General features: G+C 63.1%; 22 protein-coding genes. 9 read left to right on the top strand and 13 right to left on the bottom strand.

Annotation, left to right across the window (positions count from 1 at the left end):
* Nucleotides 1-91: 91 nt before the first annotated feature.
* Genes AC6CH8_RS01175 through AC6CH8_RS01160 form a run of 4 tightly spaced genes read left to right on the top strand, consistent with a single transcriptional unit; the run spans nt 92 to nt 2,506 of the window.
* Nucleotides 92-865: a GntR family transcriptional regulator gene (locus AC6CH8_RS01175; protein WP_420180387.1), complete on the top strand. Its 774-nt coding sequence runs from the start codon at nt 92-94 to the stop codon at nt 863-865.
* 37 nt (nt 866-902) lie between these two features.
* A complete protein-coding gene (locus AC6CH8_RS01170) occupies nt 903-1,796 on the top strand; it encodes a ribokinase (protein ID WP_498188353.1) in 894 nt (297 codons plus the stop codon).
* Nucleotides 1,797-1,850: 54 nt separating this feature from the next.
* On the top strand, nt 1,851-2,117 hold the full coding sequence (locus tag AC6CH8_RS01165; protein WP_498188351.1) for a type II toxin-antitoxin system Phd/YefM family antitoxin: 267 nt from the start codon (nt 1,851-1,853) through the stop codon (nt 2,115-2,117).
* Nucleotides 2,114-2,506, top strand: coding sequence for a type II toxin-antitoxin system VapC family toxin (locus AC6CH8_RS01160; RefSeq protein ID WP_498188350.1), 393 nt, complete (start codon nt 2,114-2,116; stop codon nt 2,504-2,506). Before AC6CH8_RS01165 ends, AC6CH8_RS01160 begins: the two co-directional genes overlap by 4 nt.
* A 7-nt stretch (nt 2,507-2,513) precedes the next feature.
* Here the strand turns inward: AC6CH8_RS01160 and AC6CH8_RS01155 are convergent, their stop codons facing one another.
* From AC6CH8_RS01155 to AC6CH8_RS01145, 3 genes are all read right to left on the bottom strand, one after another.
* The gene (locus tag AC6CH8_RS01155) at nt 2,514-2,798 is read right to left on the bottom strand and encodes an acylphosphatase (protein WP_498188348.1); all 285 of its coding nucleotides are present in this window, start codon (nt 2,796-2,798) and stop codon (nt 2,514-2,516) included.
* 94 nt (nt 2,799-2,892) lie between these two features.
* Nucleotides 2,893-3,819 carry a pullulanase X25 domain-containing protein gene (locus tag AC6CH8_RS01150; protein WP_498188347.1) on the bottom strand — a complete coding sequence of 309 codons (927 nt, stop codon included), beginning with the start codon at nt 3,817-3,819 and terminating at the stop codon, nt 2,893-2,895.
* 145 nt (nt 3,820-3,964) lie between these two features.
* Nucleotides 3,965-4,996 (bottom strand): adenosine deaminase, encoded by a 1,032-nt coding sequence (locus AC6CH8_RS01145; RefSeq protein WP_091465871.1) that lies wholly within the window; start codon nt 4,994-4,996, stop codon nt 3,965-3,967.
* Between the two features lie 83 nt (nt 4,997-5,079).
* Between AC6CH8_RS01145 and AC6CH8_RS01140 the strand changes: the two genes are divergently transcribed.
* Both AC6CH8_RS01140 and AC6CH8_RS01135 read left to right on the top strand, forming a co-directional pair.
* The gene (locus AC6CH8_RS01140) at nt 5,080-5,994 is read left to right on the top strand and encodes an MSMEG_6728 family protein (RefSeq protein ID WP_091465870.1); all 915 of its coding nucleotides are present in this window, start codon (nt 5,080-5,082) and stop codon (nt 5,992-5,994) included.
* 351 nt (nt 5,995-6,345) lie between these two features.
* On the top strand, nt 6,346-7,377 hold the full coding sequence (locus AC6CH8_RS01135) for an alpha/beta hydrolase (RefSeq protein WP_498188346.1): 1,032 nt from the start codon (nt 6,346-6,348) through the stop codon (nt 7,375-7,377).
* 91 nt (nt 7,378-7,468) lie between these two features.
* On the opposite strand, the gene AC6CH8_RS01130 is transcribed toward AC6CH8_RS01135, so the two are convergent.
* Nucleotides 7,469-9,955, bottom strand: a complete 2,487-nt coding sequence (locus AC6CH8_RS01130) for a Tex family protein (RefSeq protein ID WP_498188345.1) — start codon at nt 9,953-9,955, stop codon at nt 7,469-7,471.
* An 88-nt stretch (nt 9,956-10,043) separates the two neighbouring features.
* Between AC6CH8_RS01130 and AC6CH8_RS01125 the strand changes: the two genes are divergently transcribed.
* Nucleotides 10,044-10,340, top strand: coding sequence for a hypothetical protein (locus tag AC6CH8_RS01125; RefSeq protein ID WP_420180379.1), 297 nt, complete (start codon nt 10,044-10,046; stop codon nt 10,338-10,340).
* Between the two features lie 47 nt (nt 10,341-10,387).
* On the opposite strand, the gene AC6CH8_RS01120 is transcribed toward AC6CH8_RS01125, so the two are convergent.
* Entirely contained in the window at nt 10,388-10,822 is a 435-nt protein-coding gene (locus AC6CH8_RS01120) for a CBS domain-containing protein (RefSeq protein WP_091465862.1), read from the bottom strand.
* Between the two features lie 322 nt (nt 10,823-11,144).
* On the opposite strand from AC6CH8_RS01120, the gene AC6CH8_RS01115 reads away from it, so the two are divergent.
* Nucleotides 11,145-13,430: a hypothetical protein gene (locus AC6CH8_RS01115; protein ID WP_498188343.1), complete on the top strand. Its 2,286-nt coding sequence runs from the start codon at nt 11,145-11,147 to the stop codon at nt 13,428-13,430.
* 81 nt (nt 13,431-13,511) lie between these two features.
* Here the strand turns inward: AC6CH8_RS01115 and AC6CH8_RS01110 are convergent, their stop codons facing one another.
* Nucleotides 13,512-13,964, bottom strand: coding sequence for a nucleoside deaminase (locus AC6CH8_RS01110; RefSeq protein ID WP_498188341.1), 453 nt, complete (start codon nt 13,962-13,964; stop codon nt 13,512-13,514).
* Between the two features lie 254 nt (nt 13,965-14,218).
* Here AC6CH8_RS01110 and AC6CH8_RS01105 point away from each other — a divergent pair, with 254 nt between their 5' ends.
* Entirely contained in the window at nt 14,219-17,647 is a 3,429-nt protein-coding gene (locus AC6CH8_RS01105; protein WP_498188339.1) for a TM0106 family RecB-like putative nuclease, read from the top strand.
* Nucleotides 17,648-17,679: 32 nt separating this feature from the next.
* Here AC6CH8_RS01105 and AC6CH8_RS01100 read toward each other — a convergent pair whose 3' ends face one another.
* The 7 genes from AC6CH8_RS01100 to AC6CH8_RS01070 all read right to left on the bottom strand — a co-directional run bounded on the left by AC6CH8_RS01100 (nt 17,680) and on the right by AC6CH8_RS01070 (nt 24,963).
* On the bottom strand, nt 17,680-18,447 hold the full coding sequence (locus AC6CH8_RS01100) for a triose-phosphate isomerase family protein (RefSeq protein WP_498188338.1): 768 nt from the start codon (nt 18,445-18,447) through the stop codon (nt 17,680-17,682).
* A gap of 6 nt (nt 18,448-18,453) precedes the next feature.
* Nucleotides 18,454-19,803 carry an MFS transporter gene (locus AC6CH8_RS01095; RefSeq protein WP_091465855.1) on the bottom strand — a complete coding sequence of 450 codons (1,350 nt, stop codon included), beginning with the start codon at nt 19,801-19,803 and terminating at the stop codon, nt 18,454-18,456.
* 147 nt (nt 19,804-19,950) lie between these two features.
* A complete protein-coding gene (locus tag AC6CH8_RS01090) occupies nt 19,951-20,715 on the bottom strand; it encodes an SDR family NAD(P)-dependent oxidoreductase (protein ID WP_498188336.1) in 765 nt (254 codons plus the stop codon).
* Between the two features lie 20 nt (nt 20,716-20,735).
* Nucleotides 20,736-21,722 (bottom strand): 3-hydroxyacyl-CoA dehydrogenase family protein, encoded by a 987-nt coding sequence (locus tag AC6CH8_RS01085; protein ID WP_498188334.1) that lies wholly within the window; start codon nt 21,720-21,722, stop codon nt 20,736-20,738.
* Between the two features lie 2 nt (nt 21,723-21,724).
* A complete protein-coding gene (locus AC6CH8_RS01080; RefSeq protein ID WP_498188332.1) occupies nt 21,725-22,207 on the bottom strand; it encodes a ribose-5-phosphate isomerase in 483 nt (160 codons plus the stop codon).
* Nucleotides 22,204-23,958: a dihydroxyacetone kinase subunit DhaL gene (dhaL, locus tag AC6CH8_RS01075; RefSeq protein ID WP_498188330.1), complete on the bottom strand. Its 1,755-nt coding sequence runs from the start codon at nt 23,956-23,958 to the stop codon at nt 22,204-22,206. Before dhaL ends, AC6CH8_RS01080 begins: the two co-directional genes overlap by 4 nt.
* A 3-nt stretch (nt 23,959-23,961) precedes the next feature.
* The gene (locus tag AC6CH8_RS01070; RefSeq protein ID WP_498188328.1) at nt 23,962-24,963 is read right to left on the bottom strand and encodes a sugar phosphate isomerase/epimerase family protein; all 1,002 of its coding nucleotides are present in this window, start codon (nt 24,961-24,963) and stop codon (nt 23,962-23,964) included.
* Nucleotides 24,964-25,010 lie beyond the last annotated feature (47 nt).

Below are 25,010 nucleotides of genomic sequence, written 5' to 3'. Positions count from 1 at the left end.
TGAGTTGTTATACAAGCATGTATTACGAGCTTGTGCAACCTATCACAGTCATCCGGTACAGTATCCGTAACCCATCTCAAGTGAGGCACCCTTGACCGACAACGCCGTCCAGTTCCTGTCGCGACCCATCGCCGCCCAACCCGGGCAGCCTTTGCGCGTCGCAGCCTACTCCCGCATCGCCGAAGCGATCCGGACCAAAATCCTGCCGCCGGGTTCCCTGCTCCCCACGGAGACGGAGCTGGGCAGCATGATGGACGTCAGCCGTACCGTGATCCGGGAAGCGCTGATGTTGCTGGAAGAAGACGGCCTCACCCGGGCACGACGCGGAGTTGGCCGGTTTGTTGCCGATTCGCTCCCCCGCATCGGCATTGAACACATTCGACCTTTCGATCAGCTTCTTGGCGGACCGGACCAGGACATCCAGGTCAAACGGGTAGCCGCAATCAAGCAACCGGCGTCGGAATTCGTGGCGCCAGGCATTGGTGTCCAGCCTGACGAGGACGTGTGGTTCTGGGAAAGTGTGCTCATCCGGAACGGTGAGCCCCTGGCCCATCTCCAGGAGAACGTCGCCCAGGGAATCCCCGAAGCCGAGGCCCTGGCTGAAGCTGCAGAAGCTCCCACGCTTTCCGCGTCAACGCTCTTGGAAGTCCTCAGCGGGCTGCCCGGCGCGACCCTTGGCCCCGGCGAATGCCAGATCAGCCTGAGCACCGCCGGCCCCAGCCGCGCGAAGTTGCTGGGCCTCCGCCCCTCCGATCCCGTGCTGGTCCTCACCCAATACGTCCGCCGGAATGGTTCTCCGTTCTATCTCGCCAAATGCCTGGTGGCCGCCAAGGCCGGCCACCTCTCCGTCATCCAGTCCTCCTGAAATCTCCCCTCCGCTAATATCCCGAAAGGGTTCTCCCATGAGCACGTCCCTGCAGTCCCCTGCGCCCAAATTGGCCCCCACGCTCACGGTGGTGGGCAGCATTAACCTCGACATCACGGCGACAGCCAACCGTCTCCCCTCGCCCGGTGAAACCGTTGGCGGAGGCGTTCTCCGCCAACAACCCGGCGGGAAGGGCGCCAACCAGGCTGTTGCTGCGGCCCGGCTCACCGGACACTCCCGCATGGTGGGGGCCGTGGGCCAGGACGACGCCGGCGCCAGCCTTCTCAGCGCGATGGCGGCCGCCGGCGTCGACGTTCAGGACGTTTCCCGGGCGGATGCTGCCACTGGAACCGCCCTGGTGCTGGTAGACGGTGGGGGCGAGAACCAGATAGTGGTGTGCCCCGGCGCCAACGCTTCGGTGAGCGTGGAGGGTGTTGCGTTCGCTGACGACGAGGCCGTCCTGTGCCAACTCGAAGTGGACCAGGAGGTTGTGCTGGAAGCCGCACGCCAAGCCAAGGGGTTCTTTGTCCTGAACGCCGCCCCTGCTGCACCGATCATTCCCGAGCTCTTGGAACGTTGCGACCTGGTGATCGTGAACGAGACAGAGTACCAACTGATCCCGGCCCTCCGCGACGCTCCGCTGGTTGCAGTGACCTACGGGGGCGAAGGTTCGGCGATCTTCGTCGACGGCGAACGGGTGGCCGGCGCTCCGGCGGTGCGAGTCACCGACATTGCCAACACCATCGGTGCCGGGGACGCCTTCTGCGCCGCGCTGGTCCTGGCGCTCCAGTCCGAACTTGAGTACGCGCACGCCTTGTCAGTAGCCAACGCCGTTGGTGCCGACGCTGTCAGGGACAGCTCCTCGCAGCCTGCGCTGCAGCCGCTGGAGCACTACGTCGAGGCGACGCGGACTGCAGCTCAGCCTGCCTGACCAGCGGAAACGCTGTCGGCGCGCAGGATGCTACGATTGCTACGGAGGCCGATCATGACAACTATTCCGCACCGGGAACTGCGTAACCAGAGCAGTAAGATTCTGGAACGCGTGAAGAATGGCGAAGTCATTGACGTGACCAACAATGGCGAGGTGGCGGCAACCCTCATTCCACCATCGGCTTCGCCTTTTGAGCGATTGCTTCAAGCAGGTAGCGTCCGGCCGGCAAGCGCGACACCTGTGGACTTCACCATACTGCCTCGCATCAGCAGCGACATGACTACAGCCGATATCCTGGCCGATCTGCGCGGTGACCGGTGATCGTTTACGTTGACACTTCCGCCGCCATGAAGTTGGTGGTTGACGAACAGGAATCAGCCGCCGCTGCTGCCTACTTGGTGGAGATGGCAGCCTCAGGAGCGCATCTCGTGGCTTCCATGCTCCTCTACACGGAACTGCACTGCGCAGCTCGTCGGAGGAATTTGCCGTTCGACGTCGTCAACGCCGTTTTGGCCGGAATCAACTTGGTAGACGTGGCCCGCTCAGACCTCATGTACGCAGCGGCACTCCCGAGACAGTTGAGGAGTGCGGACGCTATTCACTTGGCAGCAGCCATTCGACTGCAGACCGACAGGCTGGTCGCTTACGACCACGGGCTGCTCCTCGCCGCTACCGAATCAGGGCTCACCACGGCATCGCCCGGGGCCTAGCAACGGCTCAGCCCACAATGCGGAAGTCGTCGAACTCCCCGGTTGCTTCGGAAATCTCAAAGTCAACGTTGTCCACGCGCCCAGGTGCCCGGGTGGAGTGGAGCCAGGAGGTGAGCTGACTGACCTCGGATGGCTCCCCCTCAGCGACCAACAGCACCGAGCCGTCGTGGTCGTTGCGGACTGTTCCCTTCAACATGAGCTCGTCAGCTTTACGGGCCGTCCAGTAGCGGAACCCGACCCCTTGGACCACTCCGGTGATGCGGGCTGTGAGGCGAAGGGTTTCGTCAGTCATGGAACCACCTTAACGAGACCTGCCCTCATTCGTCCCACTCACCGTACAACGGGACGTGGGACGAACAAGGGCAGGTTTCGAGCCGGAAATAGACCTAGCCGACCACAATGTCCCGCGTCGCGTGGCTGTACGTGATGGTGATCGGACCGCCGTCGTGGTTCAACTCGTGGTTCGCACCATCACGGGCGCCGAACGCACCGTAGTTCTCGTCCCATGAACGGTTCAGCGCGATCTTGTAGGTGTAAAAGCCGGCGGGCAGCTCAGCCGTCAGCGTCCACACCTGGACCAGCGGGTTGAACTCCATCTGGGCTTCGTCGTACTGCGGCGCCCAATCCTCGGGTGCTCCCAGGATCTTGTTGAAGTCCCCGGCGATCGCCACGGCGTCAGGCTGCGGCAGGGTCTCGACGGCGGAGGCGGCTGCTGCTTTCGCCGGCGTCTTGCGGGTGGACTTCTTCGCAGTGGACTTCGTAGCGGTGGGTGCAGCCGCGGCGGAGGAAGCCTTGGCTGTTGCAGCTTTGGCCTTCGGCGCGGAGACCTTGGCGGCAGCAACCTTCGGCTCAGCTACATCAGCGGCTGCGACTTTAGGCTCAGTGGCCTTCTTCGCAGCGGCCCGCTTGGTGGCAGCTGTCTTCTTGGCTTGTGGCTTCACAGGCGGGGCCGTCGGAACGGCGACGTCGGCCGGTACCGGAGTTCCGGCGTCGAGCGCTGCTCCAAATGCCTGCGCGTCCGGGAAGGCCACAGTCGCACCCAGGCCGTCCTCCGGAATGGTCCAACCCGAGCGGCCCTTGACCAGCCAGCCAGCCTTGACCAACTTGGCCGAGGCGGACGTCAGGGTCTTGTGGCCGCGAGGGATGCCGCCACTGAGAAGTTCAGCCTCGTGGTCATTGAAAGGTACTCGGACGATCGCTTCGGCCAGCACCTCGCCGGCGTTCAACGTAGCCCCGGACCATACGCTCTCAGCGAGGATGTCCAGTACGGCCTTCAGACGAAGGTTGGTGTTCTCGGCGGTGTTCGCGCCCATGCTTCTCCTTCAACGGTGGATACTCCCTAGAAGTTTGCCAATGAATTGTTAATTCCCGCGACTGCGGAAGGTAAACACCGTGTGTCGTGACTGAGTGTGACATCACAGACGCCGCAAGTGATCCACGGGTCTCGGCTGCCGTGCTTTAAGCGGGGGTCACGGATGCCTTGACCCACTCCGTGACCTCGTCCAACAGCACCGCTTTGCGGGCGTCACTGGCAAAGGAGGACCGGATGGAGTTGGCAGCCAAGGTGGCCTGCTCCGGAACCGAGAACTCCAGGACCTTGACCAGTTGCTCGAAGTTGTCGTCCACGTAACCGCCGAAGTATGCGGGGTCGTCCGAATTCACGCAAACGTTCAGCCCAATTGCCAACATCTCCGGCAAGGGGTGGTCAGCCAGCTTATCCACCGCACGGAGCCGGACATTGGAGAGCGGGCAGACGGTCAAGGGAACCTGCTCAGCGACGAGTCGTTGCACTACATCCGTGTCTTCCATGCAGCGGATGCCGTGATCGATCCGTTCTACGTGAAGTACGTCCAAGGCCTCGGTGATGTAGGAGGCAGGTCCTTCCTCGCCCGCGTGCGCGATCCTCCGCAAACCGGCCTCGCTGGCGCGCTGGTACAGGCGCTCGAATTTCGACGGCGGATTGCCCACCTCCGCGGAGTCCAAACCGATTCCGGCGATCGGAGCGTGCATTGCCAGGAGCTGGTCCAGCACCTCAAGAGCCGAGTCCTCCGACATGTCACGCAGGAACGCAGCGATGAGGAGGGTGGAGACACCGAAATCTTCCTCGGAGGTGGCCAGTGCGTTGGCCACACCATTGACGCAGGTTTCCAAGGCCACGCCTCGGGAGGTGTGGGCCTGGGGGTCCATCATGATTTCCGCGTGGCGCACTCCCCCGGCCGCAGCCCGCTTCAGGTAGGCGCGCGTCATGTCAGTGAAGTCCTGCTCGGTCTGCAGGACGGCCATGTTGGCGTAGTAGAGGTCCAGGAAAGACTGCAGGTCAGTGAACTCGTACTTTTCCCGGAGTTCCTCAATGTCTTCGTATGGCAGTTCGATGCCGTTTCGTTCGGCCAGGGCAAAGATCAGCTCTGGCTGGAGAGTCCCTTCGATGTGCAGGTGCAGTTCGGCAACCGGAGGCGCCGTGGTCGTAGTTTTCTCGCCAAAAGTTTCCACCCGACAACTCTAGGCCCCAACACCGGCACGTGTCCCGGAGCACTCAACTTGGTTCTTACGCCCGGCACCCTCAAACTGAAAGGATGCAGACTTTCCTCCCTTTCGCCGATTTCCGTGAGAGTGCCGCGGCGCTCGACACTTCAAGGCTCGGCAAACAGCGCGTCGAAGCCCTCCAGGTTCTCCGCGCGTTGGTGATCCCGGAGTACGGTTGGCAGTCCCACCCCGCCGTGCGCATGTGGATGGGCCACGTCCCCGCGCTCACCATGTACGGCCTGGCCATGGCCGACGAGTGGATTGCTCGCGGCCACCCGGACAACACGCGCACCAACATCACGGAGTTCGCCCCGCAGGCGGCCCACCCTGACTACGCCTCCAGGATCGTCATGCCGCCGTGGCTCGGACACGAGGACCTGCACCTCAGCCACCGCTCCAAGCTGATTTCCAAGGATCCCAAGCACTACTCCCTGATCTTCCCCGGCACCGAGGAAAAGCTCGAGTACGTGTGGCCGGAACCCAAGCACGAGTTCCACCCGGAGGACCCGGAAGAGGATCGCCTGCTGATCCTGCGCGCCAACGTGGAGGACCTCCGTCCGGAGCAGCTCACCACCGTCGCCATGCCGCCGCACGGCAAGGCCCGTGCCGCTGCCCCGGCAGACCCCGACGAGTACCAGTTCGTGTACGCGGAGGAAAAGTCCCGCCGTCAGGTTAAGGGCCCAAAGAAGCGGCCCGTTAAGCAGCAAGAGAAGAAGCCCACGCGCAAGCGTCAGGCCCAGGAGCAGGCATTCAACACCCTGCCCGGCAAGACCGAACTTGCCGTTCCCTTCGACGGTGGACAAACCTTCGCTGTTGGCCTGATCCAGGGCCGACCCATTACCGTTGACGGCCGGTTCGCGCGCAACTTCGAGGTCACCAAGGTGATCAAGCGCACCGACTTCGACTACCCCGCACTGCTTCAGGATCCACGGGTCTTCTTCCCGGTACCGGCCCCGGCGCTGTAGCGGCCGGCGCTGTAGCGGCACCTTTCACCAACGCCCGACGGCGGCAGCCAGGTTCTTCTGAACGGAACCCGGCTGCCGCCGTCGTTGTTTGCTGCGTGCACCCCCTGGCACAGCCAAGTGACACCCCGCCCTCGCCCGCCCGGCGCACCCTTTCCCGCGCCGCGCACCACACGATCACCGGCACCGCACCCCATCGCGCCATTCGCACCAGCGGTTACAGGGGCAATCGGCGGCAACAGGTGCGTGCTGGCGATTGCTCTGTGAGACGGTGGAGGCACGCACCTAGGCAGAGAGGGCCATGCTTGAGCTCGAAATAACGGGCCGCTGGCCGTGGCAGAAGGAAAAAACCGCATGACGCAGCCGTGGACCCCGGACATTCTTGGCGAGGGATTTGAGCAACAAACGCTAAAGCTCGACGGCGGCGCTACCGCCACCTTGGTGCGGTACCTCGGGGTCGCCCCGGAGTGGCTCGCGGTCCCCGGCGAAATTCCCGACGACGCTGGAATCGACGCCGACGTCCTGTACGTCCATGGCTGGTCCGACTACTTCTTTCAAAAGCATGTGGCCGAGTTCTGGCATCGGGCAGGCGCTCGCTTCTACGCCCTGGACCTGCATAATTATGGTCGCAGCCTAAGCCCTGGAATGGTGCCGGGCTTCGTCACCAACCTCGCGGACTACGACGCCGACATCGAAGCAGCGCTTTCAGCTATGGGCCGCTCTGGTGTTTCGGGCGTGGACCGGCCGCTCATCCTGTTGGGACACTCCACCGGTGGGCTCACCCTCAGCCTGTGGGCCGCCCGCCATACCGGCATCGCATCGGCTGTGATCCTCAACAGCCCTTGGCTGGAATTCCAGGCGACCGAACTCGGCAGGCGGGCGATCGCACCCCTCGTGGGACTCCACGCCCGTCTTCATCCCTTGACGCCGCTGCCGCCAGTGGATCCGGGCATCTACACCCGGGCCGTATCAGCCACTCTTGACGGCGAATGGGACTACAACCTCGAGTGGCGGCCTGACCGCGGATTCCCTATCACTCCGGCCTTCCTCGACGCCGTGTTTCGTGGCCAGGCAACCGTCGCAGCAGGTTTGGGCATCGAAGTTCCGGTACTCGTGTTGCTCTCGGACAAGAGCTATCTCCAACCAAAGTGGTCCGCCGACGCGCTCACCGCTGACGTGGCACTCAACGTCGACGCCGTGGCCCACCGCGCGTTGTCCCTGGCGGACACCGTCACGGTGAGCCGGCTGCCGAACGCGTTCCACGACATTTTCCTGTCGCCGGAACCGGTCAGGCGCCAGGCGTTCGAACGTATCGGGCGCTGGCTACCGATGGCTCTGCAGGCTTCGAACGCAGAGGCGTGGGAGGCCCGGACCGCGGGTTTGTAGGCATCCGCTCACGAATCCGTCCCGTGTTCGTCCGACTCACCGTAGAACGGGACGGCACACGAACAAGGGCGGGATTCGTTGGCAGCGGGGCTTACTTACCCAGTCCGGCCCTTCGCAATGCTTCAGCCATTGCTGTGTTGGCAGGAGCGGCCGGAGCCTGCTGGGGTTTGCCTTGGCGAGCGCCGCCCTGACGCCGATCACCCTGGCCCTGCCGTTGTGAACCCTGGCCAGGTTGGCCCGAACGCTGCCCGGCTTGGCCGCCGCGCTGGGCATCTTGGCTGCCGCCGCGCTCGGCAGCACCCTGACCGCCGCCGCGCTGACCACCAGCACGTTCGCCGCCTGAAGTACGTCCACCCGAGGTGCGTCCACCAGCAGTGCCGGGTTCGTCGTCGAGCCTCAAGGTCAGGGAGATCCGCTTGCGCTCGGGATCGGCCTCCAACACCTTGACCCGCACCACCTGGCCGGACTTCACGATCTCCCGTGGATCCGAGACGAACTTGTTGGACAGTGCCGAGACGTGGACCAGCCCGTCCTGATGCACTCCGACGTCCACGAAGGCGCCGAACGCAGCCACGTTGGTGACAGTGCCCTCCAGGATCATTCCGGGCTTGAGGTCGGAGATCTTCTCGATGCCTTCAGAGAAGGAGGCCGCCTTGAACGCGGGACGGGGGTCGCGGCCGGGCTTTTCCAGCTCGGACATGATGTCCTTGACGGTCGGTAGGCCGAACGTGCCATCGACGAATGCCTGCGGATCCAACGCCGTGGCGGGACCGCCACCGGCAGCTACGAGGATCTTCCGAGCCACGGAGTACGCTTCCGGGTGCACGCTGGAGGCATCCAATGGCTCCGCTCCCCCGGTGATCCGGAGGAAGCCCGCGCATTGCTCGAACGCCTTGGCACCCAGCCGGGGCACCTTCTTGAGGTCGCTGCGCTTGGCGAACGGCCCATTCTCGTTCCGATAGGCCACGATGTTCTCGCTCAGCAGCGGCCCGACGCCGGCCACGCGGCTAAGCAGCGCGGGCGATGCCGTGTTCACGTCCACGCCCACGGCGTTCACGCAGTCTTCCACCACGGCATCCAGCGAGCGGTCGAGCTTGGCGGCGGTGACATCGTGCTGGTACTGCCCCACGCCGATGGACTTGGGTTCGATCTTGACCAACTCGGCCAAGGGGTCCTGAAGCCGGCGGGCGATGGAAACAGCACCCCGAAGCGAGACGTCCATGCCAGGGAGTTCGGAAGCCGCGAGGGCCGAGGCTGAGTACACCGAAGCCCCGGCCTCTGACACCACCAGCTTCTGGATCCCCTTGGAGCCTGAAGCTTCGAATGACTTGATGAGTTCCGTCGCCAATTTGTCCGTTTCGCGGGAAGCCGTTCCGTTGCCGATCGCCACCAACTCCACGTTGTACTGCTTCGCGAGCCGTCCGAGCGTGGCCAACGCCTCGTCCCACTTTTTCGCCGGTGCGTGCGGGTAGATGGTGTCCGTGGTGACAACTTTGCCGGTGCCGTCCACGACAGCCACTTTCACGCCGGTCCGGAGTCCGGGGTCGAGGCCAAGCGTTGCCCGGTTGCCGGCAGGTGCGGCAAGCAGGACATCGCGCAGGTTGGCGGCGAACACGCGAACAGCTTCATCTTCCGCGTCGGCGAACATGCGTCCGCGAAGGTCCGTGGTCAGCCGGTCCAGGATGCGACCCCGCCAAGCCAGCTGCGCGGTTTGCGTCAACCAGGCATCCGCGGGCCGCCCGTTATTGGCGACCCCAAGGCACTTGGCCACAGCGTTTTCATAGCGGCCGCGGGCGGCGGCCAGGGCGTCGTCGTCGGCTGGGTCTGCTTCGGCGAGATCCAACTCAAGGACGCCGTCCTTCTCACCGCGCAACAGGGCAAGAACACGGTGCGACGGCATGCCGGAAGGCACCTGCGTGAAATCGAAGTAGTCCTTGAATTTCTGGCCTTCAGCCTCCATGCCTTTCTTGACGCGCGACACCATGCGTCCCTGCTTCCAGAGGCGTTCACGGAGGTCCTCCGCGAGGTCTGCGTCCTGCCCTACGCGCTCCACCAGGATTGCGCGGGCTCCCGCGAGCGCTGTGGCGGCGTCGTCGATGGAGTGCTCGGCGTTCAAGTACTTTGCGGCTTCGGTGGCGGGGTCCAGTTGCGGGTTGGCCAGCAGGACATCGGCCAGCGGCTCCAGCCCGGCTTCGCGCGCGATCTGGGCCTTGGTGCGGCGCTTGGATTTGAACGGGAGGTAAATGTCCTCGAGGCGCGCCTTGGTATCGGCCCCGACGACGGCGGCTTCCAGTTCCGGGGTCAGCTTGCCTTGGGCGGCGATCGCTTCCAAGACGGACTTGCGTCGTTCTTCCAGCTCACGCAGATATCTGAGGCGTTCCTCGAGGTCGCGGAGCTGGGTGTCATCGAGCGTCCCGGTGACTTCCTTACGGTAGCGGGCGATGAAAGGGACGGTGGATCCGGCGTCGAGCAGTTCCACCGCGGCTTTGACTTGCCAGGTCTTGACGCCGAGTTCTTCGGCAATCATGGCGTGGATGGCGGAGTCAGCTGACTGGTGTTGGAGATTTGAAGTCACCATGACAGTTTGCCTCACCTGGCCGACAGTTTCCGAAGGCGGGTACTAGGAAGGCCTATCCCGTGGGGGCAGTTAGTGCTGTAGTTGGACCATGCAGGAACTGCTCATCATCCTTCAGGACGGGTTTGTTTCCGATGACGTGACCGTTACCGTCAACGGCAAGGAGGCCGTGTCCGAGCGGGATGTATCCACAAAGATGCTGTTGGGGATGGCCGATGAACTAACAGTGGAGCTGCCCGCGAAGGGTGCCACCGTGGGCGTTGAGGTCAGCAGCCGAAGGCTTAGCGCCACGAAGAAGCTCGCGGGGAAACCCAAGAGCCTGCTCGTCTCGATTGAAGACGGCGAACTCGTGTTGCGTGAGGGAACGGGCCGCGAGGCGTTCCTGTAAAGGGATGCCTCGCGGCGGCTGGGTTGGGTTATCAGTTGGCTTTGGTATCAGTGCGACATGCGCTCCTTGGCTGAAATGTGCTCCACCATCTCGCCGAGGCGCTGTTCTGCATAGTGGTTGCGCGCGATATCGCCCTGGCTGATGATGCCTACCAACTTGTGGTCGCTGATGACGGGCAGGCGGCGCACCTGGTGTTCTTCCATCATGGTGACGGCCTCGTCAACGTTGGCATCGGCGTCCACCCAGAAGGGCTTGCCGGTGGCGAGTTCGCTGGCGCGTACTTCCCGGGCGTCCTTACCTTCTGCCAAACACTTGACCACGATGTCGCGGTCGGTGATGAAGCCAGTGAGTTTGCCGTCGTGGCCGCAGATGGGAAGTGAACCGCAGTCCATGTCCCGCATCAGCCTGGCGGCTTCCTGAAGAGTTTTGTCCTCTTCGATGCACTGCGCGTTGGTTGTCATGAATTCACGTACGACACTCATGGATCCTCCTTCATCGATTGGGGTTATCGACGCGGGGCCTCTCGGCACCGACGCCGATGATGCCAGCCTACGCTCGGCGTCTATTCCTGACCAGATGATTCGGGCGGCAGTGAGGAGGAAAATCACGTTCACCCCTAGATATAATCCATTCGCTGGAGTATCCTCAGGATGGGTTTATACACGGCTTCTGGGCATTGGCCACTTTGGCTCTTTCTGAGCTTTCCCACGCGCACCCCTCCGCCCTGAACCGTCATGTCGCACATCCGCAGCAGCGCCTGTGCGGACGCATATTGGCTGCTTGCAGAGCGAGAAAGATCCCCCCATGGACTCCCCCAACGTCCCCGGTTCCCAGTACACCCCTGTCCCTGACGGCCCTACCCCTACCCCGGTCCCGCCGTTTCCTCCGGACCCTTCGCCGTTTCCGGAACCGCCCTTCCCACAACCATTTCCCATCCCCCGGCCACCGGACGATTGGTGGAGGTGTTGGCGTTCCTCACCCATCAGTGGTCGCTATGAAGGAACCCAGGCCGGGCCAGCCCTGATTGGGAGTTCGCTGGACCTCCGTTTGGATATCGATCCCCGCCGCAGCGTGGAATCTCCAGTCCTGAACAAGGTCAGTGGTGACTTCTACAGCACGCGATTCGTGCGAATCGCCGGCCGTTTCCAACTGGTGAAAACGTATGTCGAGTCGTGGGTCGTGGATAACCCCACCGTGTCCATCACCCGCTGCAACGCCCGCATTTCCGGAACAGTCCGCTACTGGAAAGGAAGCCACCCGGCCACCGCAGTGGACATCCTGGTCTCATGGTTCCAAGGGGCTATCACCGGTGCCGTGGCTTCCTTTACTGCCGGCGGTGTTGCCGGCAGGCCATACTCCTGCGCTTATCGCTCGGATTCCTTCCGAGATATGAACCTGGAGTTGGACTACTGCTCCTCTGTGGACGTTGAACCGAAGATTCCGGCCTACAACAGCCACGCGCACAACAACCGTCCGGCCGATCTTTCCAACAGGAACATCACCATCGAGTCCTCGTATCGGGACGCCGGGATCGCCGTCACGGTTGATCCGGTGCATACTGTCATCGACGACAGTGCTCCCGGTTTCGCTTCCTGGAGTGTCGGCGAACTCCATGACGCCATGGAAACCTCGTTCGGCAAGTTCAACTCAGGCTGGCCTGCTTGGAATATGTGGGGCATCCAGGCCGGCATTTTCGACAGCGCCGGGGTAGGTGGCATCATGTTCGACGCCGCAGCAGGCTTCGGTGGCGCGGGTCGCGGACCCGATCGCCAGGGTTTTGCGGTATTCCGGAACCACTCCTGGTTCACCGACCTTGTCGCCAACCCGACCACCCAAGACGAGGCCTGGGCCATGCGCCATTTCCTCTACACCTGGGTCCACGAGGCCGGGCATGCTTTCAATTTCCTGCATGCGTGGGACAAGGCCAGACCGGACTCGTTGTCCTGGATGAACTACGACTGGAAATACGATCAGCGCAACGGCACAGACACTTTTTGGGGTAACTTCCGCTTCCGGTTCGACGACGACGAGCTGCTCCACATGCGTCACGGTGATCGTGCAGCCGTGATCATGGGCGGCGATCCGTGGGCGTCCGGCGGCCACTTGGAATCCCCTGCGGGCGCCATGACGGTGAGCGGCCCAGGCAGTGATATCGAACTGACGCTATCGGCCAAGACACATTTTGACTACATGGAGCCGGTCTTCGTGGAGTTCCGGCTGCGCAACACCAGCGATGCACCGGTGCTGGTGGATGGCAGGTTGGATCCTCGCTACGGCAACACCACGGTTTACGTCCAAAAGCCGAACGGGAGCATCGTGCTGCATGAATCGGTGGTGTGCTTTTACGGCCTCCCCGAGATGATAGAACTTGACCCCGCACCGGGTGGCGAAAGCGATGGCGGTGACCGCTACAGCCAACTGGTCCAGCTCGCCTTTGGCGTGGAGGGCTTCGCTTTCGACGAGCCCGGGCAGTACTTGATCCGCGCTGTCTACTCCACGGACGGCATCATCCAAGCGTCCAATACGCTGCCCCTTCGCGTCGGTTTTCCTGTTACACGCGAAGAGGATCGTTTTGCGCCGGAATTTTTCACCCGCGAAGTCGGATTGACGCTGGCGTTTGAAGGTTCCATGTCACCCTATTTGGCTAAGGGACTGGATGCTCTAACCGAGGCGGCCGAGCGGTTCGGAGGCGAGCCTTTGGGCGTCAAGGCGGCAACCGCCGTCGCGCAGTCCGTGGGAGATGACTTCTACCGGCGCAGGGACGAAAAAATGGTCAAGCACCATAGCGCAGATCCGCAGCGCGCCCTCGATCTGACAGATGCAGGTCTCGCCAGTTACCAGCAGACAGGGGGCGCGGCGAGCAACCTTGCCTACCGAGGCCTGGTGGAATTGCGGACGGAGTTGCATGCCAAAGCGGACGATTCTGCGGCTGCAAAAACTGAGGTGGAGACCCTGGTCAAGGATCTGGGCACCCGCGGGGCCAACGCTGCTGTGGTAGCACAGGTCAAGGAAATGATCCCATCAACTCCGGCGGCCCGTTCCCGCCGGTCGTCTCCGGGGAAGCCCTCCAAAAGGCCGTCGGATGGCTAGGTGGTAACTGGCTCCCCCGCAGCCGGCGACGGCGGCATCCCGCCCTTGGTGCCGCCGTCGTTCCCTCTTCTGCTGCGGTGGCTATTCCGCGATGTCCTCTGCCCAGAGTTCCGGGTGATCCTCCTGGAAAGTGCGCATCATGTCCACACACCGGGGGTCGTCCAGCACCACGACCTCCACGCCTCGTGAACGCAGGAGGTCGAATTCACCGGGGAACGTTTCGGCCTCACCTACCACCACTCGGGGGATTTTGAACTGGATGATGGTTCCCGTGCACATCGCGCATGGTGCCAAGGTGGTGTAGAGGGTGGTGTCGCGGTAGCTCTTCTGACGCCCGGCCGCCCTCAGCGCGGCCATCTCTCCGTGCGCGATCGGGTCGCCGTGCTGGACGCGTTCGTTGTGGCCGCTGGCAATGACTTCCCCACCACGGGCCAACGCGGCTCCGATGGGGATACCGCCCTCGCTGAGGCTCTTTTGTGCGGCTTGGTAGGCGGCTTCGAATGCGAGGTCCGGGGTCGGGGCTGTTTCAGTCATGCGAGCAGTCTAAAGTGGCTGCGCTCTATATTGTCAGGGCCCGCTGATAGCTTGGCTGCAAGGGTTTAATCACGGCATCGAAAGGCAGGTGGGTCGCTTTGTTCTTTCTCGATCCTCAGATCGCGGGCGCCCCGCAGGACTTGGTGTTCTCGGCCAGCGACCTCGTTATCGCCGCCACCTGCGAGTACCAGTTACTCCGGAAACTCGACGAAAAACTGGGCCGCACGCCTAAGCCGGACTTCGCAACTGACGCCATGTTGGAGCGCACAGCCAAGCTGGGCGACGTCCACGAGCACCGGGTCCTGGATGATTTCGTTGCTGAGTTCGGGCCATGGGATGCGGCCGCAGGAAAAGGCGTTTACGACGTCGTCCCCGCCACAGCGATGGACCGCGCCACCCTTTCGGCCAAGCATGCGGAATCCATCGACGCCCTGGGCTCCGGAGCGGACGTCGTCTTCCAAGCCGCCTTCTTCGATGGCCAATTCCATGGCCGCTCCGACTTCCTGGTGAGGCGCCCCGGCGGGCAGTATGCCGTCTTCGACACCAAGCTCGCACGGCACGCCAAGGTCACAGCCCTCCTGCAGCTGGCAGCCTATGGAGATCAACTCATCCAGGCTGGGATCACACCGCATCCCACTGTCACCCTGGTGCTGGGCAACCGCGTCCACAGCGACCACCCCCTTGCCCAGGTCCTTCCCGTCTTCAGGGAACGGCGGGAACGCTTCCTTGGCATGACCGAGGCGCACGTTTCGGAAAACGGGCCTGTGGAATGGGGTGACGACCGCTATTCCGCCTGTGGCCGGTGTGATTACTGCGCTGAGCAAGTACAACTTCATCGGGATCTCCTCATGGTGGCCGGCATGCGGATCAGTCGGCGCAAGAAGCTGATCGAGGCCGGCGTTACCACCATTGACGGACTGGCAGTCATGCCCGAGGCGGGCGACCCCACGTTGCTGCGGCTCCGTGAGCAGGCGCGGCTGCAGACCGGAACAGGTGCGCCTGATGGCACGGTCAAGTACACGGCCAAGTCCGGCGAAGCCAAAGCCATCAGTTACAACGTCCTGCCGGACCACACATTGGGCAGGCTACCCGCACCGGATCCGGGCGACATCTTCTTCGACTTCGAAGGCGATCCCCTGTGGCAGGACCCCGTCACCGAAAAGTGGGGATTGGAGTACCTGTTCGGGGTCATTGAGAACCCTGTAGAACCTGGTACCGAGCCGGTGTTCAGGCCCTTCTGGGCGCACTCACGGGCTGAAGAAGGCAAGGCCTTTGTGGACTTCCTTGAGTACGTGGCCAAGCGGCGGGCACAATATCCGGGCATGCACATCTACCACTACGCTGCCTACGAAAAGACGGCCCTGCGCAACCTGTCTTTGACGCACGTGGTGGGCGAATCCGCCGTCGACGACCTCCTGCGCCAAGGCGTTCTGGTGGACCTCTACGACACCGTCCGGCACAGCATCCGGACCTCAGAGAACTCTTACAGCATCAAAAAGCTCGAGCCTCTCTACATGGGCCAACACCTGCGCTCGGGTGACGTGACCGACGCCGGCGCCTCAGTTGTTGCCTACGCGGACTACTGCATGGCCAGGGATACCGGAAACCCTGAAGAAGCAGCAGTGATCCTCGAAGGCATCCGGGACTACAACGAATACGACTGCCTTTCGACTCTGGAACTGCGGAACTGGTTGCTTGCCCGTGCTGCGGAGCGTTCCATCGTGCCAGGGGGTGCGGACGAAGCGCCCCCCGAAGATACCGAACCGGATAAGACCGAACCGGATCAGTATGAGGCGGCTCCGGAAGAGAAAGCACTCTTCGACTACCTCGCCGCGTTGCCCGAGGACCTGAGAGCCACTCCCGATTCCCGAGCTATTGGCATCGTCGCCGCAGGCGTCGGGTATCACCGTCGCGAGGATAAGCAGCACTGGTGGGGACACTTCGACCGTTTGGAAAAACCAACCTCCCAGTGGCCTGACGAGCGCGACCTCTTCGTTGTCGACCACGCCGAACTGCTGCAGGACTGGGCAAAACCGACACCTCGGAGCAACCCTGCGCGGCTCGTGAAACTCTATGGCCGGTCCGGTGACGGCGCCGGGCTGGAACCCGGTAAGAAATACTTCCGCATGTACGGCTCTCCTCTGCCGGACTCGCTCCAGGCGAAGGAATCCGCCGCGCTTGGCCGTGCAGGCTGGAACGGAACTTTGGTCACAGAGGTGGGAGACGACGAGGACTTCGAAACAGTCACCATCTCCGAAGGCCTTCGCAAGGACTCCACGGAGTTCAGCCAACTGCCCATGGCGCTGACCCCCGATCCGCCCATTGCCACCAACGGGCAGCGGGCAGCACTCGCGGCTTTAGCCACAAAACTCAGTGCTGCCCTTCCGCAGTGGCCGCGCGACTGTTCCTTGGATCTTGTGCGGAGGCAGCCTCCGAAGCTTCGTACACTGCCAGCTCTGCCAGCCGTCGCGGCCGGAGCGGACGGCTACGTTGACGCGATCACAACTGCGGTCGAGGATTTGGACAATTCCTACCTGGCCGTCCAGGGACCTCCGGGGAGCGGCAAAACGTATGTCGGATCCCACGTCATCGCCCGACTCGTCGCCGCTGGCTGGAAAGTGGGCGTCGTGGCCCAGTCGCATGCCGTCGTGGAGAACATGCTCTGCGCTGCCGTGGAGAAGGCCGGTGCGGATCCCCAGCGGGTGGCGAAGGAAGTCAAACACGACGACCCCGTGCCGTGGACACAGTGCGCCAAAGGCGACGTCGAAGAACTGTTGTCCAAGCCGGGCGGGGCCTTGATTGGCGGAACAGCCTGGACCATGGTGGGCAGTTCGGTTCCGGCGGGCTCGCTGGATCTCCTGGTCATCGACGAAGCCGGACAGTTCTCCTTGGCAAACACCATGGCCGTTAGCCGGGCTGCAAAACGGCTTCTGCTTTTAGGCGACCCTCAGCAGCTTCCGCAGGTCACCCAAGGGAAGCATCCGGAACCTGTTGATGAATCAGCACTCGGCTGGCTGTCAGACGGGTACAACACGTTGCCGCCTGAACTCGGCTACTTTTTGGCGCTCTCATGGCGCATGCATCCAGAGCTTTGCGGCGCAGTTTCCGAGCTTTCGTACGACAACCGACTTGAGGCAGCCCCAGCGGCCAAGGAACGGCACCTGGACGGTGTTGCTCCGGGCATTTCCTGCGTCTACGTCCCGCATACCGGTAACTCAACGTCCTCACCCGAGGAAGCAGCGGAGGTGGTCCGGCAGGTCCAGGCCCACCTCGGCCTGACTTGGCTCGACCCTTCGGAATCGCCGGCGCCCCGTCCCCTCGAAGAGACCGACGTCCTGGTGGTCGCCGCGTACAACGCCCAGGTCCAGCTAATCAAACACCATCTCCGGGTCGCCGGACTAGGCAAGGTGCGGGTGGGTACCGTTGACAAGTTCCAAGGTCAGCAAGCTCCGGTAGTGATCGTTTCCATGGCCGCGTCAGCTGCCGGAGAAGTCCCGCGGGGTATGGAGTTCCTGCTGTCCCGGAACCGCATCAACGTGGCGGTGTCGCGCGGTCAGTGGCGTGCCGTCGTCGTGCGTTCACCCGAACTGACCAACTACCTGCCGACGCATCCCGAGGGTCTTGAGAATCTTGGTGGCTTCGTGGCCCTCTGCCAGCGGGCAGTCGCCCCGGCGCGTCCCTGACCACCCGTCTCCCCCACCCAACTGGGTAGCACTTAGTTGGGGACGGCAAGGGCTTCGTCCAGCACCCTGCCGAAGTTGGTGGCGTCGTGCGCGAAACGGCCGAGGAAAAGCCCGGACACCCCGTTCAGCTGCGGCAGGAGCCCCGGTTTAGCCGAACCCCCGTAGATGATGGGCAATCGGGCCAGGCCATGCTGTGCCAGTGAATCCCGCAGTGCGTCCACCACTTGGGAAACGTACCCTGCCGAAGCCGGCTCGGCTGCACCGATCGCCCATACAGGCTCGTAGGCAATGACCAGCCCAGAGGCAACGGACCAGTCGCCGGACACAGCTGCCTTGATCTGCCGGTAAACCGTGTCAGCTGCTGCCGCCGGGGCCAGGGTTTCAGGCTCCCCCACGCACAGCAGTGGCGTCAGTCCGGCGTCGACGGCGGCACTCACCTTAAGCGCAATCATCGACTCATCCTCAGCGAAGTACCGGCGACGCTCTGCATGGCCGATCTCTACGAGATCGACACCGAGTTCCCCCAGCATCGACGGCGAAACCTCGCCCGTCCAAGGACCATCGGACCAGCCACAGTTTTGGGCGCCCAGGACCAATGGCGTGCCTTCAAGCAACCGCGCCGCCTCGGGCAGCACCGGAAACGACGGGATCACAAACGGGACCACCCGCCCGGCCACGAGGGCCGGACGGGCGTCCACTTCAGCTACCAACTGTTCCAGCCATTCCAGGCTCTGCGCGTAGCCCATGTACATCTTGGTGCTCACACCGATGAACAGTGCGTCAGTAGCGGGCAGCTTCACGGACGACTACTTCCCCAGCAGTTCGTCGGCTTTGTTGCTGAAGCGCTTGGTGCCGAACATCAGGACAGCCGCCACGAAGGGCAGCACACCCAGCGCGTAGACACCCATGGTGCCGGTGTCCGAGGCGGTGACCTGGTTGACGGTGGTGCGCAGGATCGGGGCAACGAACCCACCCAGGTTTCCGAGGGAGTTGATCAGCCCGATACCCGCAGCCGCAGCAGTTCCGGTGAGGAACGCCGTCGGGTATGACCAGCAGATGGGGCCCGTCGACAGGAAGCTGCACACCGCGAGGGTGATGAAGATGATGCCGACGGCCGGCATCTGGTTCGCACCCGCCCATGCGGAGCCGAAGATGCAGAGGCCTGTGGAGATGAACAATGCGGTGCCCCAACGGCGGCGGCGTTCCACAGTGTTGGCAGCTTTGCCGATGAAGTAGCAAGCGAAGATGCCGAAGAACCACGGGATCGCGGCCAGGAGTCCGACGGCGATACCCACCTTCTGACCGGTCAACTGCGCCACCTGCTGTGGCAGGTAGAACGTCACGCCGTAGACCGCAACCTGCAGGCAGAAGTAGATGACGGTGAAGTACCAGACCCGGCCGTTGCGCATGGATGCCAGAACGCCGCGTGGACCCGTTTCTTCTTTCACGGTGTCCTCCAGTGCCATGACATCGGACAGTGCCCGTTTCTCTTCCTTGGTGAGGAACTTGGCGTCCTGGGGGCTGTTGATGAGGAAGAAGTAGGCGGCGATACCGGCCACGACGGCGAGCATGCCTTCTACGAAGAACATGACCTGCCAGCCAGCTACGCCCGGAACCTGGTCACCGATGTTGATGAGCCACCCCGACAGCGGTGCGCCCATCATCTGGGAGAACGGCTGGGCCAGGTAGAAGATGGCGAACATCTTCACGCGGACCTTGTTGGGGAACCATGCGGCCAGGAACATGATGACACCCGGGAAGAGGCCGGCCTCTGTGACGCCCAACAGGAACCGAAGAATGATGAAGGACGTCTCACCCTGGACGAAAGCGAAGCACGCCGAAACGATGCCCCACGTAATGGCGATGCGGGCGAGCCACACCTTCGCTCCGAACTTGGTGAGCAGCAGGTTGCTGGGGATCTCGAACAGTGCATAGCCGATGAAGAAGATACCGGCGCCCAGCGCGTAAGCACCTGCGGTAATACCCTTATCCACTTCCAGCGCGGCTTCGGCGAAGCCAACGTTGGTGCGGTCCAGGAAGGCCACCACGTACAGGATGACGAGCATCGGCATGAGCCGCCGCGAGGCTTTGGAAATCGCCGACTTCAAGACCGGCGTATCCAGCAACTCCTTAGTGGAATTGGTGGCAACAGACATTGAAACTCCTCTTTGAGTGACAGGAAATGACTAGAGCAGCGCGATCAGCGCGGGAAGAAAATGAGCACCATGCCCACTGCGCAGGCGAGGACGCCCACGGCAAGGTAGATCTTGCGTTCTCGTGTCCAGGTCTTCACGGCACGGGCCCTAGTGCATGTACAGTCCGCCATCCACATTCAGCGTCTGGCCGGAAATGTATCCGGAGTCCTCGCTGATGAGGAAGGCGATGGCGGCGGCGATGTCCCGGGTGGAGCCCACACGGTTCACTACCAGGTCCTTGGTGAGCTCATCCTTGCGTTCCTGGCTCAGGGTTCCGCCCATGATGTCTGTGTCGATTGGGCCTGGAGAGATAGCGTTGACGGTGATGTCGTACTCACCAAGTTCACGGGCGGTAGCGCGGGTCAAACCGATGACACCGGCTTTGGCCACGGAGTACGGGGTCTTGGAGAACGTGCCGCCGCCGCGCTGGGCGGAGACCGATGAGATGTTCACGATGCGACCGATCCGGTTCTTGACCATGGATTCGGCCACGCGGCGGGTGGCGTAGTGGACGCCGTTGAGGTTGATGTTCAGGACGCGGTCCCACTCAGCGGGTTCGAGCTCAAGGTAGCCAACCGGCGAGCTGACACCGGCAACGTTGGCCAGTGCGACGATCTGCGGCAGTTCGGCCTCAAGTTCGTCAATGGCCGTACGGACCTCGGCTTCACTTGCCACATTTGCGCCAACGCCGTGTGCCCGCACACCATACTCAGCGGCGATTTCCTTGGCTGCGATCTTGCAGGCGGCGTCATCAAGATCGATGATGCCGATGTTCCAGCCTTGGGCGGCCAGATAGTTGACGGTAGCGCGGCCAATACCGCGTTCAGAGACGGCGCCGGTGACGATTGCGGTGCGTTCAGCGGGGAAAGTCATGTGTTTTCTCCTAGGAAGAGTTAGTTGATGGGGGCCGGGCCGAGCTCTTCAATGAGCTTCTGCATGGCGACGTAGGCCTTGTTGCGGTAGGCGATGAGTTCCGGAGTGCGCTCGGCGGGCACGTTGAGGAAGCCTGCGCCGGTCTTGGTGCCGAGCTTGCCCGCTTCCACAAGGTCGGAGAGGATCTTCGGCGTCGCGAAGCGTTCCGGGAAACCGGTCTGCAGCGACTTGTAGCAGAAGTTGTAGACGTCCAGGCCGGCCATGTCCGCGATGGCGAACGGACCAAAGAAGGGCAAACGGAAGCCGAACGTCGTACGCACCAGAGTGTCGACGTCGTCCGCCGTTGCGATTCCCTGCTCAACCAGCTGGGCTGCCTCGTGGAACAGCGCGTACTGCAGGCGGTTCAGCACGAAGCCCGTGACGTCCTTGACGACTGCGGTCTGCTTACCGGCCGCATGGACCAGCTCGCGCGATGCGGCCACCGTTCCGGCAGAAGTCTCAGCGTGGGGGATGATCTCGACACCGGGAATGAACGGCGACGGGTTGGAGAAGTGCACACCCAGGAAGCGCTCGGGATGGGTCACGGCTTCAGCGAGGGCAGCGATGGAAATGGTGGACGTGTTGGAACCGATCACGGCATCGGGGCGGGCTGCGGCGCTGATCCGGGCCAAGGACTGGTGCTTGATCTCCAGTACCTCGGGAACGCACTCCTCGATGAAGTCAGCGTCGGCTACAGCTTCCTCAATGTCCTTGGCTGCCCACAGGTTCTGCTTGAGGATCTCTGTGGATCCCGCCGGGAAGAGTCCATCGGCGATGAACTGGTCCGACTCCACCAGCAGGCGGTCGTAATTCTTCTGCGCGATCTCGGCAGACACATCGGCAAGGGCAACGCGCGCGCCACCGAGCGCCAGCACTTGAGCGATGCCGCCGCCCATGTAGCCGGAGCCGACGACGGCGATCTTCCGGGCTGCGTTGTTTGCGGTGGGTTCTTCTTCAGGAGTGGTCATGTTCAGACTGCCTTCGTGTAATCGGGCTCGTACGAGCAGATGGCGTCCACCTTGGCGGCGGAGGACGAGGTTTGGTCGAAGCGGTGGTCGAGCCACTCCCCTACGAGCTTTTTGGCCAGCTCCAAGCCAATCACCCGCTGTCCGAGCGTCAGGACCTGGGCGTTGTTGCTCAGCACTGACCGTTCAACGGAGTAGCTGTCGTGGGCTGTGACGGCGCGGATTCCCGGGACCTTGTTCGCCGCAATGGCCACTCCAAGTCCGGTGCCGCAGATCAAGAGTGCGCGGTCAGCTTCCCCGTCGGCCACCTTGCGGGCGGCATCGACGGCGACGTGCGGGTAGGCGGTGGAGTCATTGAATCCGACGCCGACATCCGTCACCGAGGCCACGCGCGGGTCTGCTTCCAGCAAGGCAACGAGTGCCTGCTTGTACTCGACACCGGCCTCATCGTTGCCGACGATGATGCGCCAGCCGTGGGTTTTGCTCATGCTTGGGCTCCGTTTCCTGCTGCTGCCGCTGAAGACGCGGTGGCCAGTTGTGAATCGATGAAGTGGGAAATTCTGGCGGCGATCAAGCCAAAGGACACTGCGCCTGGATCAGGGTGGCCGATGCTCTTTTCCGCGAGGGGACGCGCCCGGCCCTTGAGCGGCCGGAGTTCAGCTGTCTTCGCGGCAGCGGACTCAGCTGCCGCAGCGGCAACTGCCAAGGCCCGGTCAACCGGAGTCCCGCCGTCGAGCTCCGTGAGGAAGGTGTCCCGGAAGGGCAGGAGCGCGTCCACCATGGTTTTGTCCCCGGGATCGGCTTTGCCGAGTTCGGTAATGGCGCGGACGAAGTCCCTCACAGCGGCCGCCGCGTCCTCCGAGGTATACGTTTCACGGTTGCCCAGCGACAGCCCGGCAGCGATCACTGCGGAACCCCAGAGCGCCCCGGACGTCCCGCCGGCCCGTTCGCTCCAGGCTTCCCCGGCTGCGGTCAGAACGCGAGCAACCGAGGCACCTTCGGCGCCTTCGCTTGCGGCGGCTGCAGCATCGACGCCGCGCCGCATGCCGATACCGTGGTCACCGTCGCCGGCGATCGCGTCCAGCTTCCCGAGGTCCTCTTCATGCTCGACGACGACGTCACGCACCTGGGCGAGAATGGCCACAGCCTGCCGCCCGAGTTCAGCGGCTGCCGGGGTGGGCTGCTCGACGTCGGCGGTTTCGGCGTCGTCGACTGCTGCCTCAGCGCGAGGGGCGCGAGGCGACATGCTGCCCTTGCGGAACGCCGGAGTGTCGGCCGGTGCAGCCCAGTACTGCTCAAGTTCATCGTCCAACCACAGCAACGTCAGCGAGAGCCCGGACATGTCCAGGCTGGTCACCAGCTCACCGCATTCGGGCTCCACCACGGTGAGGCCCGCAGCGCTGAGAAGCTTCTCGATCTTGCCGAACAGGAGGAAGAGTTCGTCATACTTCACCGTGCCAAGGCCGTTGACGATAGCCACAACCCGGTCCCCGGCGTCCTCAGGTTTGTCCGCGAGCAGCTTGGTCACCAGCAGCTCCGCCAGCTCGGAGGCAGTGGGCATCGGGTGCTCCGAGATTCCGGGCTCGCCATGAATTCCGAGGCCCAGCGACATTTGTCCGGCAGGAACGTGGAACAGCGGATCCTTGGCGCCGGGGAGCGTGCAACCGTCAAAGGCCACGCCCAGCGACCGCGTCCGGTAGTTGGTCTTGATGGCCAACCGCTCGACGTCGTCAAGGTTCAGTCCTGCTTCTGCGGCGGCGCCGGCAATCTTGAAAACTGTCAGGTCGCCGGCGATTCCGCGGCGCTTCTCCAGTTGCTCGATTGGCGCGCTGGCAATGTCATCGGTAACGGTGACGGTGCGGGTTTCGATACCCTCGGCGTTGAGCCGGAGCTGTGCCTGGCCGAAATGCAGGACGTCGCCGGCGTAGTTGCCGTAGCTGAGCAGGACGCCGCCGCCGGCGTTGGCCGCCTTGGCTACCCGGTACACCTGGCCGGCTGCCGGTGAGGCGAACATGTTGCCGCAGGCTGATCCCGTCGCCAGTCCGGGGCCTACCAGTCCAGCGAAAGCCGGGTAGTGTCCCGAACCGCCGCCGACTACCAGGGCCACCCGGCCGGAGGGAACCTCCGTGGAGCGGACTACACCGCCGTCCACTCGGGCAACATAGCCGCGGTTGGCGGCTACAAAGCCGTCCAGCGCTTCATCGGCAAAGTCTGCCGGGTTGTCGAAAATCTGTGTCATTTCCTAAACTCCTGCGAGCTGGGTTGCCGGTACCTGACGTCCCTGGGCTACCTGGCTGTTGCCGAGTTCGTAGCCTTCGGACTTCGGCAGGACATGGCGGCGGAGGTAGTCCTGGTTGCTGGCCGTGACGCTCAAGCCATCGCCGCCGTAGTGCTCTGTGCAGAGGATGCCCTGGAAGCCGACGGACAGCGCCACCTTGAATGCCTCGCGGTAGTTGATGAGCCCGCTTTCCATGGGGGCCGGCATGGTGATGTAGCTGTCGCGGGCCACATCTTCGTCGCGGATGTAGTTCTTCATGTGCCAGTAGTTGGAGTACGGCAGGGTCTTCGCCACCATCTCCCGCCAGTCCTCGATAGGCCGGTGCAGGCGGATCAGGTTGCCGAGGTCCGGATTCAGGCCAACGTTGTCCAAGCCAATGTCCTGGACCAGTTGCACGGAGGAATCAGCGGTGCCGAGGTAGGTGTCCTCGTACATTTCCAGAGAAATGAGGATCCCGGCTTCTGCTGCATGCTTTCCGAGCTCACGGATCCGGGAAACCGCGTTGCCCCACGCTGCATTGTCTCCGACCGGGTCCTTGTAACCCTCGACGGTCCAGAACCACAGCTGCTTCTGCTGTTCGGGGGTGATGGCCTGGTGGAGTCCGAAGGAGACTACTTCGCAGCCAAGCTCTGCAGCGGCGTCGATGGTGCGGTGGCTGTAGGCGAGGTTGTCGGCCCAATCCGTCGCGTGGATGACGCTGCGGCGAATGGCGGAGATGACGGGGACGCCGATTCCCACTTCGTCGGCCGTCTGCTTGAACTCGACGAGGCGTTCCTTGCTGAGGTCGCCCGGGCGGACCCAGCTGTCTGTGAGGTCTGCGTTTGCGAACCCAGCCTCTTTCACTTCTTGGAGGACGGACGCCCAGACCGAAGCGTCGGCGTCGTTGACGTGCTGTCCTGCGGCATCGGTGCCGGGGAACTGCAGGAGGGCCGCGGTGATGGGCCAATTCTCGGCGGTGTACGCCATGATGATCACTCCTTCGTGGAATCCTGTTTCCTATAGGATTTACGAAC

Source organism: Paenarthrobacter sp. GQ52 (assembly GCF_059759005.1).
The sequence above is the reverse complement of the archived record's forward strand: the minus strand, read 5'-3'. Positions and strand labels throughout refer to the sequence as shown.

What these genes read in the sequence shown, in the direction of transcription:
- AC6CH8_RS01110 (WP_498188341.1), bottom strand. Translation starts at nt 13,964, where the DNA reads ATGACTGAAACAGCCCCGACCCCGGACCTCGCATTCGAAGCCGCCTAC.
- AC6CH8_RS01125 (WP_420180379.1), top strand. Translation starts at nt 10,044, where the DNA reads ATGCAGGAACTGCTCATCATCCTTCAGGACGGGTTTGTTTCCGATGAC.
- AC6CH8_RS01140 (WP_091465870.1), top strand. Translation starts at nt 5,080, where the DNA reads ATGCAGACTTTCCTCCCTTTCGCCGATTTCCGTGAGAGTGCCGCGGCG.
- AC6CH8_RS01170 (WP_498188353.1), top strand. Translation starts at nt 903, where the DNA reads ATGAGCACGTCCCTGCAGTCCCCTGCGCCCAAATTGGCCCCCACGCTC.
- dhaL (WP_498188330.1), bottom strand. Translation starts at nt 23,958, where the DNA reads ATGACACAGATTTTCGACAACCCGGCAGACTTTGCCGATGAAGCGCTG.
- AC6CH8_RS01085 (WP_498188334.1), bottom strand. Translation starts at nt 21,722, where the DNA reads ATGACCACTCCTGAAGAAGAACCCACCGCAAACAACGCAGCCCGGAAG.
- AC6CH8_RS01165 (WP_498188351.1), top strand. Translation starts at nt 1,851, where the DNA reads ATGACAACTATTCCGCACCGGGAACTGCGTAACCAGAGCAGTAAGATT.
- AC6CH8_RS01150 (WP_498188347.1), bottom strand. Translation starts at nt 3,819, where the DNA reads ATGGGCGCGAACACCGCCGAGAACACCAACCTTCGTCTGAAGGCCGTA.
- AC6CH8_RS01130 (WP_498188345.1), bottom strand. Translation starts at nt 9,955, where the DNA reads ATGGTGACTTCAAATCTCCAACACCAGTCAGCTGACTCCGCCATCCAC.
- AC6CH8_RS01155 (WP_498188348.1), bottom strand. Translation starts at nt 2,798, where the DNA reads ATGACTGACGAAACCCTTCGCCTCACAGCCCGCATCACCGGAGTGGTC.
- AC6CH8_RS01120 (WP_091465862.1), bottom strand. Translation starts at nt 10,822, where the DNA reads ATGAGTGTCGTACGTGAATTCATGACAACCAACGCGCAGTGCATCGAA.
- AC6CH8_RS01115 (WP_498188343.1), top strand. Translation starts at nt 11,145, where the DNA reads ATGGACTCCCCCAACGTCCCCGGTTCCCAGTACACCCCTGTCCCTGAC.
- AC6CH8_RS01135 (WP_498188346.1), top strand. Translation starts at nt 6,346, where the DNA reads ATGACGCAGCCGTGGACCCCGGACATTCTTGGCGAGGGATTTGAGCAA.
- AC6CH8_RS01105 (WP_498188339.1), top strand. Translation starts at nt 14,219, where the DNA reads ATGTTGGAGCGCACAGCCAAGCTGGGCGACGTCCACGAGCACCGGGTC.
- AC6CH8_RS01070 (WP_498188328.1), bottom strand. Translation starts at nt 24,963, where the DNA reads ATGGCGTACACCGCCGAGAATTGGCCCATCACCGCGGCCCTCCTGCAG.
- AC6CH8_RS01095 (WP_091465855.1), bottom strand. Translation starts at nt 19,803, where the DNA reads ATGTCTGTTGCCACCAATTCCACTAAGGAGTTGCTGGATACGCCGGTC.
- AC6CH8_RS01080 (WP_498188332.1), bottom strand. Translation starts at nt 22,207, where the DNA reads ATGAGCAAAACCCACGGCTGGCGCATCATCGTCGGCAACGATGAGGCC.
- AC6CH8_RS01090 (WP_498188336.1), bottom strand. Translation starts at nt 20,715, where the DNA reads ATGACTTTCCCCGCTGAACGCACCGCAATCGTCACCGGCGCCGTCTCT.